The organism is Thermoleptolyngbya oregonensis NK1-22 (assembly GCF_032705245.1).
Taxonomy (GTDB): domain Bacteria; phylum Cyanobacteriota; class Cyanobacteriia; order Elainellales; family Elainellaceae; genus Thermoleptolyngbya; species Thermoleptolyngbya sichuanensis.
On sequence record NZ_CP053540.1, the window covers coordinates 3,740,606 to 3,753,767 of the forward strand.

General features: G+C 51.8%; 13 protein-coding genes. 6 read left to right on the plus strand and 7 right to left on the minus strand.

The annotated features are described in order from the left end of the window. Positions 1–101 precede the first annotated feature (101 nt). From HNI00_RS15805 to HNI00_RS15815, 3 genes are all read left to right on the plus strand, one after another. Complete coding sequence (locus tag HNI00_RS15805) at positions 102–1,232, plus strand: type IV pilus twitching motility protein PilT (RefSeq protein WP_297077565.1); 1,131 nt, start codon at positions 102–104, stop codon at positions 1,230–1,232. Positions 1,233–1,560: 328 nt separating this feature from the next. Further along, on the plus strand, positions 1,561–2,796 hold the full coding sequence (locus HNI00_RS15810; RefSeq protein WP_172356242.1) for a type II secretion system F family protein: 1,236 nt from the start codon (positions 1,561–1,563) through the stop codon (positions 2,794–2,796). A 148-nt stretch (positions 2,797–2,944) separates the two neighbouring features. Further along, the gene (locus tag HNI00_RS15815) at positions 2,945–3,550 is read left to right on the plus strand and encodes a hypothetical protein (protein ID WP_172356244.1); all 606 of its coding nucleotides are present in this window, start codon (positions 2,945–2,947) and stop codon (positions 3,548–3,550) included. Positions 3,551–3,585: 35 nt separating this feature from the next. Here the strand turns inward: HNI00_RS15815 and HNI00_RS15820 are convergent, their stop codons facing one another. Together HNI00_RS15820 and HNI00_RS15825 are read right to left on the minus strand one after the other, a co-directional pair. Beyond that, entirely contained in the window at positions 3,586–4,173 is a 588-nt protein-coding gene (locus HNI00_RS15820) for a hypothetical protein (protein WP_316787532.1), read from the minus strand. Between the two features lie 20 nt (positions 4,174–4,193). Beyond that, positions 4,194–4,631, minus strand: coding sequence for a DUF4079 domain-containing protein (locus HNI00_RS15825; protein ID WP_316787533.1), 438 nt, complete (start codon positions 4,629–4,631; stop codon positions 4,194–4,196). A gap of 287 nt (positions 4,632–4,918) precedes the next feature. On the opposite strand from HNI00_RS15825, the gene atpD reads away from it, so the two are divergent. Both atpD and atpC read left to right on the plus strand, forming a co-directional pair. Continuing rightward, on the plus strand, positions 4,919–6,376 hold the full coding sequence (gene atpD / locus HNI00_RS15830; protein ID WP_277772814.1) for a F0F1 ATP synthase subunit beta: 1,458 nt from the start codon (positions 4,919–4,921) through the stop codon (positions 6,374–6,376). 112 nt (positions 6,377–6,488) lie between these two features. Next, positions 6,489–6,902, plus strand: coding sequence for an ATP synthase F1 subunit epsilon (gene atpC / locus HNI00_RS15835; protein ID WP_172356252.1), 414 nt, complete (start codon positions 6,489–6,491; stop codon positions 6,900–6,902). 161 nt (positions 6,903–7,063) lie between these two features. On the opposite strand, the gene HNI00_RS15840 is transcribed toward atpC, so the two are convergent. From HNI00_RS15840 to HNI00_RS15850, 4 genes are all read right to left on the minus strand, one after another. After that, positions 7,064–7,744, minus strand: a complete 681-nt coding sequence (locus HNI00_RS15840; protein WP_297077577.1) for a queuosine precursor transporter — start codon at positions 7,742–7,744, stop codon at positions 7,064–7,066. Positions 7,745–7,988: 244 nt separating this feature from the next. After that, positions 7,989–8,081 (minus strand): cytochrome b6-f complex subunit PetL, encoded by a 93-nt coding sequence (petL, locus tag HNI00_RS22190; protein ID WP_068514956.1) that lies wholly within the window; start codon positions 8,079–8,081, stop codon positions 7,989–7,991. Between the two features lie 260 nt (positions 8,082–8,341). Beyond that, complete coding sequence (locus HNI00_RS15845; protein WP_316787534.1) at positions 8,342–9,739, minus strand: hypothetical protein; 1,398 nt, start codon at positions 9,737–9,739, stop codon at positions 8,342–8,344. A 277-nt stretch (positions 9,740–10,016) separates the two neighbouring features. Beyond that, positions 10,017–10,286, minus strand: a complete 270-nt coding sequence (locus HNI00_RS15850) for a GlsB/YeaQ/YmgE family stress response membrane protein (RefSeq protein WP_172356262.1) — start codon at positions 10,284–10,286, stop codon at positions 10,017–10,019. A 1,030-nt stretch (positions 10,287–11,316) separates the two neighbouring features. Between HNI00_RS15850 and HNI00_RS15855 the strand changes: the two genes are divergently transcribed. Next, a complete protein-coding gene (locus HNI00_RS15855) occupies positions 11,317–11,670 on the plus strand; it encodes a hypothetical protein (protein WP_316787535.1) in 354 nt (117 codons plus the stop codon). Between the two features lie 12 nt (positions 11,671–11,682). On the opposite strand, the gene HNI00_RS15860 is transcribed toward HNI00_RS15855, so the two are convergent. After that, positions 11,683–12,576 (minus strand): glycosyltransferase, encoded by an 894-nt coding sequence (locus tag HNI00_RS15860; protein ID WP_316787536.1) that lies wholly within the window; start codon positions 12,574–12,576, stop codon positions 11,683–11,685. Between the last annotated feature and the right edge of the window lie 586 nt (positions 12,577–13,162).

Sequence of the window (13,162 nt, forward strand, 5' to 3'; positions counted from 1 at the left end):
CGCTGCTTGCCCTGAGCGATCTTGCCCTAAGCGCTAACTGTTCCCAACTTGTCTTACTAAGTACAACTTAAGTACAACCCTGCATAGAAGGAGCCACCCACATGGAATTGATGATCGAAGACTTGATGGAGCAACTGATTGAGATGGGCGGGTCGGATATGCACCTGTCGGCTGGATTGCCACCCTACTTCCGTATCAATGGCCACCTCGCCCCCATCAGCGACGAGCCGATGACCTCGGAGCAATGCCAGCGGCTGATCTTCAGTATGCTTAACAACACCCAGCGCAAAAACCTAGAGCAAAACTGGGAACTGGACTGCTCCTACGGTGTAAAAGGTCTGGCCCGCTTCCGGGTAAACGTATATAAGGATCGGGGCACCTACGCCGCCTGTTTGCGGGCGCTGAGTTCCAAGATTCCTAGCTTCGAGAAGCTAGGTCTGCCGGACGTGGTGCGCGAAATGGCGGAAAAGCCCAGAGGACTGATCCTGGTGACGGGGCCGACGGGTTCCGGAAAAACCACGACGCTGGCGGCCATCATCGACCTGATCAACCGCACCCGTGCAGAACACATTCTGACTGTTGAAGATCCTATTGAATTTGTCTATGAACCTGTTAAAAGCTTGATCCACCAGCGGCAGCTTGGGGAAGACACCAAGAGCTTTGCAAACGCGCTGAAGGCGGCTCTACGGGAAGACCCAGACGTGATCCTGGTGGGCGAGATGCGGGACCTGGAGACGATTTCACTGGCGATCTCGGCGGCCGAAACTGGACACCTCGTGATGGGGACACTGCACACCAGTTCCGCTTCCCAGACCGTTGACCGGATGATTGACGTGTTCCCGGCTGAGCGTCAACAGCAGGTGCGGGTGCAGCTTTCCAACTCGCTGGTGGCAGTGTTTAGCCAAACGCTGGTGCCCAAGAAGAATCCGAAGCCCGGCGAATTTGGGCGAGCGATGGCACAGGAAATCATGGTCGTTACTCCGGCGATCGCCAACCTAATTCGCGAAGGCAAAACCGCCCAAATCTATTCCGCTATTCAAACGGGCGGCAAACTGGGCATGGTCACCCTGGAGAAAGTGCTAGCTGACCTATACAAAGCGGGTACAATCTCGTTTGAATCGGCTATGTCGAAAACCTCTCGCCCCGACGAACTCCAGCGGCTGATTGGCGGCGCAATGCAGCAACCTGCGCCGGGTGGTGCGCGTCCGGGTGCGCCCGTGGGCACTCGATAGCACCGTTCTGGCAGTGTAGAACACGCTCCAAGACAGCTAGAACAGCAGCCCGAAGGACATGTTCCAGCCTGAGGAACGGACTTCATCAGGCTGCTGTTTGTCCAAAGTATCCTCTATGTTCTTCTAGTTTTTCTACCGATTCAAAGTTTGGCTAGAGTTGTGTCATTCTTAGCGAATTTCACTAAACTGCTAGGTATCGAACTCGGTATCGAAAAATTAGGTTTTGGATAAAGTGGAACTCAAGGATCTTGCCGATTAGCAGCCTTGCCGTTCGACCCTTGGCGAAATTCCTGATTTACGTCGTCTCGCATCCCCTTCCCCACCCGCTATGCAAACCTATGTTGTCCGCGCCCGCGACTCTAAGGGCAACCCAGTAAAACGCAAAATCAGCGCTGCCTCTCCCGCTGAAGCGCGAACCACGCTGCGGGAACAGGGCCTGTTTGTGCAAGAGTTGGCTGAGGATCGCAGTCTGTTTGAGAAGCTCAACACGCTCGATCTCAAGGACATTCAAAACTCTTTTGCAAAGGTCACGGTTAAGGATAAAGCTGTTTTTTCTCGCCAGTTTGCGGCATTGGTCAACGCAGGTGTGGCGCTGGTGCGTGGTCTGGGAGTGCTGGCGGATCAGTGCCCAAATCCCAAGCTGAAAAAGTCGCTCCAGGCCATTAGTGCAGATGTGCAGCAGGGAACGAACCTGTCGGATTCGATGCGTAAGCATCCGGAGTGCTTTGATGATCTGTATGTCAGCATGGTGCAGGCTGGCGAAGTCGGCGGCGTGCTGGATGACGTGCTGAATCGGCTGTCTAAACTGCTGGAAGACATTGCCCGATTGCAGAACCAGATTAAATCTGCGATGGCGTATCCGGTAACGGTGGGAATTATTGCCATTCTGGTGTTTTTGGGCATGACAATTTTTTTGCTGCCCATTTTTGCCAATATTTTTGATGAACTGGACGCAGAGCTGCCTGCGTTTACCCAGTTCATGCTGAATATTAGTAACTTCCTGAGAACGCCGATTTACCTGATCGCGCTGGTGATTATTGTGATTCTGGGAGCTTTTGCCTATCGCCAGTATTACAAAACCCGCGTGGGTCGGGAAACGATGGATCGCTTTTTCCTCAAGATGCCGCTGTTTGGCGATCTGGTGCAAAAGAGCGCGACGGCTCGCTTTTGCCGGACGTTTGGGGCGCTTTCTCGCTCTGGAGTTCCAATTTTGACTTCGTTAGAAATTGTGCGCGATACGGCAGGCAATCAGGTAATTTCTAACGCCGTGGATGAGGCGCGAAAGGAGGTGCAGTCGGGCGGCATGATTAGCTTGGCACTCCAGCGAGAGCAGGTGTTTCCACTGATGGCGATCCAGATGATCAGTATTGGTGAAGAAACGGGCGAGATCGACTCGATGCTGATGAAGGTGGCAGACTTCTATGAGGACGAAGTGGAGCAGGCTGTAAAGGCGCTGACCAGCATCATGGAACCAATCATGATTGTGTTTTTGGGTGGCATGGTGGGGTCGATTCTGGTGGCGATGTATCTGCCGATGTTTGCGGTGATGGACAATATTAAATAGGCAAAAGAATAGGCGAGGACACACAAGCGCTGCTTCTTGCCCGGACAACCTATCTTTTTAGTAAGAACTTAGTAAGAACTCAAGCAAGATGCAGAGCGAGGGCGGACGAAACTGGAGCGATCGCCCTCCTTCGATTCATCTAAATCCTATGGCGAACCTGCAACTGCGCTACGAAGAACTGCTGGCTGAGTATAGCGACCATCGGGGGGCGATCGCCCTACTCAAGCAATATCGCCCTTACCTGGAAACTGTGCCCAGTATGCGCCGCCCCGACGACAGCGTGATTACAATTCCGCTGCCTGTGGTGCGCGTGCGGCAGGCGGGTGTGTCGGCAGAATCGGGCGGGGCAACGGTGTCGGCAGGTGAGGTGCTGCGGTTGCCCTGCGATGTGGCAATTCTGATGTGCGACCCCGAATGGCAGGTGAAAACTGGGCCAGAAATCTTTGTCTTTATCTATCGTCCCAATGAGGACTTTTCGGAACTGCTGAGCCGCTGGCGGCGCACCCAGGTGCTTCTCGACAAGGGCTATGAATGGCTGATGCCGCCGCGTCACAAGCATATTCTAAGTGAAGCGGCTGAAGAAACTCACCCGCTGTTTGTGGTGTTTCAGGACACGCCGGAGCGAATTCGTCGGGGGCTGCGGGGCGCTGGGCTGCCGTTTGTGGTGCAGGCGATCGCCGACTGGCCAGAGGACGAGGATGAGCCTCTCGCGCCAGAGCGGTCTTCGTCAGAAGTTCTGGAAACTGAAGAATAGAGGTCTATCCCGGAAATTCGCTCTGGCATTGGGCATTAAGCAGGCAGCCCAACAGTCAGCGCGGTCCAGATTGTCCAGGTGTCTATCAACAGCAGCAGGAGCGTCAGCCCCAGCAAAATCAGATACATCCACGGCTGAGACAGCGGGCGCACGTCGGTCGTGTCGATGCCTGTCTTGGTCTGCACCAGCGACACTAGCCGAGCAAAGCCTGCCACTCGCATCGGCAGCAGCTTTGCCTCGCCTGCTTGAGTTAAAAAGTAGTAGACTAGTCCGCCCTGCCCGGTGGAGCGCGGCTTGAGCGCCGTAATCTCTGACCAGTCGAGGCTCCAGCCCTTTCGCAATAAATCAGGGACCCAGCGGGGATAGGCAACCTGAATGCCCGTGTTGGTTACGATCACTCGCTCGCTGAGGGCGGCATAGAGGGCGATCGCCCCCAGCCCCAGCGCTACTGCCAGCGCACTCGGCGGTACGGGCGCATGGGTCACCTTTGCCAAAAACGGCAGCGGCACCGTCAGCGCGACATAAAACAGCAGCAGCGTCAGGCGGATCAGCGGCGAAATGCGGAACGTCTGAGGCAACTCTGGCAACGGCGGAGATAGCGATTCAGCAGAAGAGGTAGCCATAGAACTCAGAAGTGAAAAAACTAGGGCAGGTATTTTTGCACCACGCTCCAGCCCGACAGAGAGACGGCGATAAAGCCCAGTAGCAAAACCAAATTCGTGCCCACATGGAGCGATCGCGCCCAGGGCCGTTCGGCTCCAATCTGCATGGCGCTACCCGCAGACAGCAGCACCAGCAACACCACCGTCAGCCCTGCGACTAGATGCACCGAATGCCCCAGACTGCCGTAGTAGCCCAGCGTCCCCACCAGCCCAATCGTTAGCAGCAGCAGCACCAGCAACACCAGCAACCCGCCTAACGCTAGGTGGAGCGATCGCAGCCATCCTGGTCTGGGGAACGCCTGACGACGACTACGCCGCATCCAAACCCCGCTGATCCCCAGCAGGCTATAGGTCAACAGCGATAGCCCCATCGACCAGGCCGCAATGCGCCAGAGCCAGAGAAAAGAAGGAAGGTTCAAATTACCGTCCAGGATAAATACTTAGATCCTTTACGCAAGCCGGGGTGCCAGATGGCTAGCACCTAGCGATTATCCTCATTATTGGCTATTTGGGGGACTGCTTGAACAGTCGGTGCAGGTCTGAAGTAGCTCTGATGAGGTGGCTACAGAGCGTCGTCACTGGAGATCCTAAAAATTTTGAGAACTTTTTGTGACAGGTTTAGTGATAATCTGAAAAGTGGCAATTTTACGTTATGTTAAAGCTGTCACGAACCCCTCAAAAAGCTGATCAGACGATAGGCGAAAGCATGGTCACCACAGCAGAGAAAACTAATATTGGCTACATTACTCAGGTCATTGGGCCCGTCGTAGACGTGCGCTTTCCCAGTGGCAGCCTGCCTCAGATTTATAATGCATTGACGGTTAAAGGACAAAACGCCGCTGGGCAAGAAATTTCGGTTACCTGCGAAGTGCAGCAGCTTCTAGGTGACAACCAAATTCGCGCCGTGGCAATGAGTTCGACCGATGGACTGGTGCGGGGCATGGAGGCAGTAGACACGGGCGCACCCATCAACGTGCCTGTGGGAACGGCAACGCTGGGAAGAATTTTTAACGTACTGGGTGAGCCGGTTGATAACAAAGGTGATGTGGCAACGCAGGACACACTGCCGATTCACCGCGAAGCTCCTAAGCTGACCGACCTAGAAACCAAACCCTCGGTGTTTGAAACCGGGATTAAGGTGGTTGACCTGCTCACTCCCTATCGCCGGGGTGGCAAAATTGGCCTGTTCGGCGGTGCTGGTGTAGGCAAGACCGTGATCATGATGGAACTGATCAACAACATTGCGACCCAGCATGGCGGTGTGTCGGTGTTTGGCGGCGTGGGCGAGCGCACCCGCGAAGGCAACGACCTCTACAACGAGATGATTGAGTCGGGTGTGATCGACAAGGACAACCCTGCCAACTCGAAGATTGCGCTGGTGTATGGCCAGATGAATGAGCCGCCCGGAGCGCGGATGCGGGTGGGTCTGTCGGCGCTGACGATGGCAGAGTACTTCCGGGACGTAAACAAACAGGACGTGCTGCTGTTTATTGACAATATCTTCCGGTTTGTGCAGGCAGGTTCTGAAGTGTCTGCGCTGCTGGGCCGGATGCCGTCTGCGGTGGGCTATCAGCCGACGCTGAGTACTGACGTGGGGGCGCTGCAAGAGCGGATTACCTCGACCCGCGAAGGTTCGATCACCTCGATTCAGGCGGTGTACGTGCCTGCGGACGACTTGACCGACCCTGCCCCAGCAACGACCTTTGCCCACCTGGATGGAACCACGGTGCTGTCTCGCGGCTTGGCCTCCAAGGGCATTTATCCAGCCGTAGACCCGCTAGATTCTGCTTCGACTATGCTCCAGCCGGACATTGTGGGCGATGACCACTACAACACGGCGCGTGCGGTGCAGGCAACGCTCCAGCGTTATAAAGAGCTTCAGGACATCATTGCGATCCTGGGTCTAGATGAACTGTCGGAAGACGACCGCCTGACGGTGGCCCGCGCCCGCAAGATTGAGAAGTTCCTGTCGCAGCCGTTCTTTGTGGCGGAAGTGTTTACGGGTGCCCCTGGCAAGTACGTGACACTCGATAAGACCATCCAGGGCTTTAAGAAGATCCTGGCGGGTGAACTGGATGATCTGCCGGAAGGGGCCTTCTACATGGTGGGCGACATTGACGAGGCGATCGCCAAGGGCGAAAAGATGAAGTCTGAAGGCAAGTAATGTTTTGAATCGCTGGGTATGTGCAGTTCACGCTGTACATACCTGGCTTGAGATGATCTATAACGCTATTTCCTTCGACTCGCTTTTGATTCTCTAACCCCAATTCAACGTTATGCCGCTAACTGTTCGAGTCATTGCGCCAGACAAAACGGTCTGGGATTCTCCGGCAGAGGAAGTGATTCTGCCCAGCACTACGGGTCAGCTTGGCGTGCTGAGCGGACATGCGCCGATGCTGACGGCTCTGGATACGGGCGTGATGCGCGTCCGTGCGAATAAGGACTGGGTGGCGATCGCCCTGATGGGTGGCTTTGCAGAGGTTGATCAGGACGAGGTTACAATCCTGGTGAACGGTGCAGAGCGTGGCGATGCGATCAACCAGGAAGAGGCGCGGACTGCCTTTACTGAGGCTCAGGCCAAGCTTAACCAGGTTCAAAGTGGTGGTTCCCGCCAAGATCAGCTTCGTGCGACGCAGGCTTACAAGCGGGCTCGCGCTCGGTTCCAGGCATCGGGTGGCATGGTGCAGTAGCCAAACGCCTGGTTCGATTCATTCTCGTTTCATCTCACCCAAACGCGATGGGCAGACTCTAGTTCAGCAAGGGTCTACTCATCGCGTTTTTGTTTTCTCGCTTTTTTGATCGGCTAACATCGACTAACGACTGTTGGTCTGCCGAGGCTTCGTTTCGTGGTTTATTGGTGTGTTTGCGACAGGTGGAACGGATTGAAGTCGGTGTTGCGATCGTAGTAGTCCTCCTGTTCCTCCTGCTTGAGCCAGCCTGTAATTGCGTAGGTGGCAGGGGTGAAGAGAATTTCCACGCCGCACTTGAATAAATAATTGGACACGATGAGCGGCCACAGCAGGGAGTTTGGCACGACCCCCGTAAAGGCGATCAGCACAAATAGCCCGGTGTCGAGCAGTTGCCCAACTAGCGTGGAGCCAATGGTGCGGAGCCAGAGCCAGCGTCCGGATGTGCGAATTTTGAGCTTTGCCAGCGTGAAGGAGTTGGAAAACTCTCCCGCAATGTAGGCAATCAGGCTTGCTGCCACGATGCGCGGCGTTTGACCCAGAATGGTTTCATAGGCGGACTGGTTGCCCCAGTCGGCGGCGGGTGGCAGCGCCCCCACAATAGCCAGCGTGATTGCCATCACCAGCGCTGACACAAAGCCCAGCCAAATCACTCGGCGCGATCGCCCATAGCCGTAGACCTCAGTCAAGATGTCGCCAAAGATATAGCTGAGGGGAAATAGAATCGTGCCGCCGTCGAAGGTAAACGGGCCAAGGGTCAAAATCTTGGTGGAGGCAATGTTGGAGATTAACAGCACTGCGACAAACAGCGCGGTAATGGTGTCGAGATGCTTGAATGCACGCATAGAATCGGGGGTTAGAAATGAGGGGTTGTTGGCTTCAGAGCGCCAGCGCGAGCGGGAGTGATTCCACGCAGAAAAGCTGGCATTTCAAGCCGCATGGGCTGAAGGGCCAGCTTTTTTGGGGAGTGCAGGATGGCGGATCGCTATACGGCGGATCTCTATAAGATATGGCGGAAAGATATGGCGGATCAAGATATGGCGGATCGCTACGAGGGCGATCGCGCTCAATCCGCTTGTTCAAGGCAACCTAAATCAGCTTCACTGTCCGCAGCGCGTAGTACAAACCAATTGCGCCACCAAAGGCGATCGCCAGCATCAGCACGTAAGCAACAAATCCCATTGCAATTATTCTCCTTCACCATCAAACTGGATTGCTCTTTCTTCAGGACTTACGCACTTGCGATAAGCTCTTTGGGTTTTGGACAATTTCTTGCGGGCGCAGCCCGCGAGAAATTGTCCAACTGCGTAAGTCCTGTTTCTTATTGAAACATTGATTCGGGGTTTGAAACCGTTTTCGCTGTCGGTGCTTGAACCTGCAACCCGCTCAACACGCTATGTATGCTCCGTATGCGTGACGTGAGACGGGTCAATTAGCCGAAGTTAGCGGCCTCCAAACCCAGACTTTTGCTTTGGTTTACCCTTTGCCTTTTTCTTGGAAGAACTGCGGGTCACGTCTTGCAAAGCTTCTTCAAACAGCGTTTGCAAATGCATCGGCACACTGGCTATCTCCGGCAGAGTGGGTTCTAGAGATTTCCCAGCGCCTACCAGAACCTCGTCTAGGTCATCCAGTGTAAACGATGGGCGATCGAGGCAGCGTTGCAAAGCCTCCGTCAATGGCTGGGGATAGTCTTCTGCCATGCAGTGCCAAACGTAGGTGTTCACTGCATCTTCTTTCAGATATTTTTGAAGAATTTGGTCTGCTCCTGCCGTTGCCGCTTCATCTGTGGATTCAAGCAGTTGGGTCAGTCGCGCATAGTCTTGCAAAAAGGCTTGACCCCAGCGGGGATGGACGAACACAGTTACCGCTTTTGCCCGACGCAAATCATCTGGCAAACTGATCGGCGGCATCACCATTTTGATAGACTGATTGCTATTAAGCAGGTGGTTGACTGCTCCACTTTCTTCTCCTAGTAGCTCTGCCGACTCCGCCACATCTTCTTCCGAAAGACCTGCTTCGTTGACCAGTTCTTTTAAGGATTTAGAGGCATCAATCCCTGCTTCTCCCAAGCGGCGTTGAGTCATTTCGTCCTGATAAGCTTTGAGCTGCTTGTTCAACTCGTGCCCTGGCAGGGTTATGCGATTTGTTCCAAAGAATTCCACAAAATATTGATGATATCGCTCTACGGAAGTCCAAGCTTCTTCTAATAGCTCTGGTGCGTCGCCATAGAGCTGATTGGGAAACCAGTTTTTGAAGTTGCCAATGGCGACTGCGAGCTTGGGTTTTCCTAATTTTCCAAGCAGCATCAAGGGGCCGGAGAATATCCACTGATCTGGTGTTTCGGGCCAGAGGCGGGTCACGACGATCTCACCAGGGCTGAGGTGAGAAAGTTCTTCTGAAGAGTGGAACCGATCTGGCTTTGCCCAGTAGCATTTTTCCGTGAGCCAATTCATCACCTTGTAGCGATTGCCCTCAACTTGCAGCACCCCAAACAGGCCGTTAAAAGCCCGTTTCCAGGATTCGACTAACGCCTGATCGTCCTGCGAACGATTAGAGATATTCTGAGCAAAAATGTCTAGCACGGATTGCCCGTTGACCTGTCCCTCCGTCAAAAACATGTCAATCGCCAAATCGGTGCGGCTGATTCCCTGGAGGTTTGTGGCTGTCCAACGACGGAGCTGATCAGCGCTGTAGCGTTCTAGGGCGATCGCCACATTATCTTCCGCATCCAGCACAAAATCTCGCAACTCCTGCTTTAGGGACTCGGCTTTTGCTTTTGCTTCAGATTTAGAAGATTTAGATTGCTGGAGAGATTTGCTCATTAGCAGGTCAGTTGACATAGCTCAAAAAGAAGGGTGAAAACTATCGATATGTCTAAAAAAATATCTACTCCTGAAAAAGAGCAGTTCGTATCAGCCTGTCTCAGTGGCGCTGTGAATGAAATAGGTAAAGGCGCTTAATATGATTGACGGGCAATAAAATCAAAATCTCAACACTCAAAATCGACGGCTAGAAAAGTGGTGTCTAAAAATCAATTTCAAAACCAATTTCAGAAAATGACGTAGGGCAACCATCCTAACAGTTGCCCTAAATCATATTGCTGGCGAAGGACTCTAATTAGACAGCCCGACGAGTCGCGGAGTAGTAAACAAACAGTGCAATAATCGCGCCCAGCACGGCAATAAAAACACCGCCAATGCTAAGTCCGGTAGCCGTGAGCGCTAGAGTGCCTGTCGTGATCAGGTTGTAAAGGCTACCACCCACAAATGCACCAATCACACCCAGTAACAGCGTGCCTAAAATACCGCCGCCTTGATGGCCTGGATAAATCGCTTTGGCGATCGCACCGGCTACCAAACCCAACACGATCCAAGCTAGAAGGTTCATAGGTAATCTCCTAAAGTTCAACAGGCTTTTGAATGCCCTTTCGTTCATAGCTAAACAATATCGAATCTGTTTTGTGAGCAAGACCATCTGAAGACGTAGTTCGCTCTTATCTAAAGAGAGACTTGTTTTCTATAAGCTTTAATTTCAGTCATTTAAGTGGAAATGTTATGCAATATTTCCCTGCGTAGTGGGGTAAAGACTTTTTTTCAAAGACTCCCTTTTAAGAACAAGGATTTTGTAAGAGTCGTTGCCAGTAAATGGATACCCTTTTGTAGGATGTGTTAGCGCCTAGCGTAACGTGTCAAGATTTTGCGGTGCGGCTACGCAAAACAGCACTCTACAGCAGAGTTTATTGATGCTGACCCACTTGATGGGTTGCAGCGCAGTTCTGAAGTACCTGTTGCGGCATGTCATTCGTCGCCTTGACTAGCTGCGGTTTACGCAAATACTCAAATCAGTAAAATGCGCTAATAGCAGGGCTTTCGGAGATGCAGCGTATTTCTTGGACTTAATTTGGACTATTTTTAACCTCTGTTGGGCAGTCAGGCAACGCTAGTCTTCTGAACCGATAACGCTGTAGCGATCGCCCTGCTCCGGTGAAAAACTCTGGCGTTTTGCCGCCTCAACCCTAACACAGCCCGTGCGGAAGAGCGCAGAAGTTTGATTGCAACTTCAATTGTCAGATCCGAATAGCGGAGTCGAGTCATATTCCTAAAAAGTATTAATTTGAGACTTATAATCCATTTTTAGGACTCATTTTAAGATTAAAAGTCTTTTTATGGGTCTAATAATAAGCGTGCTTGTCCAAAAAGAGACGAGGCGACCGCCTTTTTGGATCGGAGAAATAAAAATACACTAAAAACTTGTCCAAAAAGAGACTTGCATTCTCTTTTTAAGACTTAAAATAAGACAATAAATCCAATTGAAAGACCAGTATCGAGATGAGTATTCTTAAATATAGACTCAACGTAAGACGAGTCGGATAAAATTAAGACAAACGCAATTCTTAAAAATTCTCGTCTGCAAATTCATGGACAACCGAGTTTTCACCACCCCCGAAGGACTGCTGACCGTCGAAGCTGCCCAAAAAGTGCTGAATCGTTCCCGTGCTTCGGTCTACCGCTATGCCAACACCGACCCAAATACCCTAAATCCGCCCTATGACCCATCGCGGCTCAACCCAGAATTGCGCCAATCGCTCGAAGATCCCATCCTGTTTCACCCCAATGAAGTTGCCCGCTTTGCAGCCGATATCCTTGGAATGAAACAAGTCACAATTCATGTTCAAGAATCAGCAGAAACCACCACCCACAAGCTATTGCGGGCGATTCTCTCAGAACTTCAAAGCATTCGAGAGCTACTCGAATCTAAGCCCCCAAGTTGAGCAGTGGAGTCATTAAAAATAAATCGGGATGCGGCATTCTTCCAGCAGGCGATCGCCCTTTTGTTGCAGCGCTTGAATTTCTGCGTCAAGCCTCGCAGGAACAGGCAAACTGGCGATCGCCAGCAGGTCTCGAAGGCGATAGCGCCAGTCGTGCCGCAAAAGGCACTCACAGTGATTTCGGAGGGAGTTTTGCTGTAAAAAATCCTGATCCGCTAGCAGAGATTCCAAAAACTCAACCGCATCGCTGCCCCTTGGAAAATCGATTGCGCTGTTCTCCCAATCCATCAACTCTGCCACGCCCGACCCAAACGGACGTTTCCCAACAATCGTGCAGCCGTAGAGCCAACCCTCTAACCATCGATACAGTAAGGGAGAATCCTGATAGAAACGCGGCACATCACTCGCTTCAAAGCAAAGACTGATTTTTGCATGATTGAGCAACCTCGAATGGAGCATCACATGCTCGCCTCGGTCAAGCAGATCAGGCTTGGAAAAGGTGGAATACAAATAAAAGCGATCGCTCTCTGCTCCTCCGAATCGCGCATGAAGCTGTCGATGGATTGCTTCATTTCGACGACCATAGCTCAAGATATCAATCCAGCGATGCTGCCGATTGAGTTCCACCCTCAATGTATTTGTCGCAAGCGGCAAGTACATTGCATTAATGCCGTGCATCTCTCTCACAGAATCAGCCATATCTTGACTGATTGTAAATAGATAGTCCAGGCAAGAAATAGTGGCAGGATTGAGGTGATTTGCGCTAAACCCATCCAACAGATAACCAATTCTGACATCAAACCGTTTCAGCAGAGGGCCGAGCGTATGCATCGACAGTAGAAACTGCGAGCCAAGCCCCACAATCAGCAATACATTTATCCCAGAACCCAAACTGGGCAACTGCTCCAACTCATACCAGGAGCGAAATAGGCGATGCCGATATCGTCGAGTAAAAGACACATAGCGATCGGAAACTTTTAGCGCCCCCAGCCGAATTGACTGGTTATAAGTGGGATAGAGAAAGACAGGCTTAAAAACACTGGATAGAACTTCTTCTAGATTCTGGCTGACTGACCAACCTACATGTTGATTATCAGGAGAATTTTCAGACAAGACGTAGAGATTCAGCCCCATATACAGCAACAGCTAAGAGTTTTAGAAGATAGAAATCAAGATATTGTTAGCCCGAAGAATACCAATACGACATCGCTGTAAAACGTTGCCTTACTATCTACAGCCACAATCTATAGCCGCAATCTACAGCCATAATACGAAGGTCTATCAGCTATTAATAAAGCGAAAAACATTAGCTAAATAAAGCCGACAGAGAAATATAGAGTTACGTTCGAGAGCCTTTTGCTCAAGTTTTTATATTGCTAGCATAATTTACAATATTTTCATCAGAAACGCGGTTCCTGCGGCGCTACTTACGCAGAAAAATCATGAAGAATCCGTGAAGAAGTATTAAAAAAGTCCGAAAAACACCTAGGCAAGC

Coding starts and splice junctions, on each gene's coding strand:
- HNI00_RS15810 (WP_172356242.1), top strand. CDS start 1,561: ATGCAAACCTATGTTGTCCGCGCCCGCGACTCTAAGGGCAACCCAGTA.
- HNI00_RS15820 (WP_316787532.1), bottom strand. CDS start 4,173: ATGGCTACCTCTTCTGCTGAATCGCTATCTCCGCCGTTGCCAGAGTTG.
- HNI00_RS15850 (WP_172356262.1), bottom strand. CDS start 10,286: ATGAACCTTCTAGCTTGGATCGTGTTGGGTTTGGTAGCCGGTGCGATC.
- atpC (WP_172356252.1), top strand. CDS start 6,489: ATGCCGCTAACTGTTCGAGTCATTGCGCCAGACAAAACGGTCTGGGAT.
- HNI00_RS15855 (WP_316787535.1), top strand. CDS start 11,317: ATGGACAACCGAGTTTTCACCACCCCCGAAGGACTGCTGACCGTCGAA.
- HNI00_RS15815 (WP_172356244.1), top strand. CDS start 2,945: ATGGCGAACCTGCAACTGCGCTACGAAGAACTGCTGGCTGAGTATAGC.
- HNI00_RS15840 (WP_297077577.1), bottom strand. CDS start 7,744: ATGCGTGCATTCAAGCATCTCGACACCATTACCGCGCTGTTTGTCGCA.
- HNI00_RS15805 (WP_297077565.1), top strand. CDS start 102: ATGGAATTGATGATCGAAGACTTGATGGAGCAACTGATTGAGATGGGC.
- petL (WP_068514956.1), bottom strand. CDS start 8,081: ATGGGATTTGTTGCTTACGTGCTGATGCTGGCGATCGCCTTTGGTGGC.
- HNI00_RS15845 (WP_316787534.1), bottom strand. CDS start 9,739: ATGTCAACTGACCTGCTAATGAGCAAATCTCTCCAGCAATCTAAATCT.
- atpD (WP_277772814.1), top strand. CDS start 4,919: ATGGTCACCACAGCAGAGAAAACTAATATTGGCTACATTACTCAGGTC.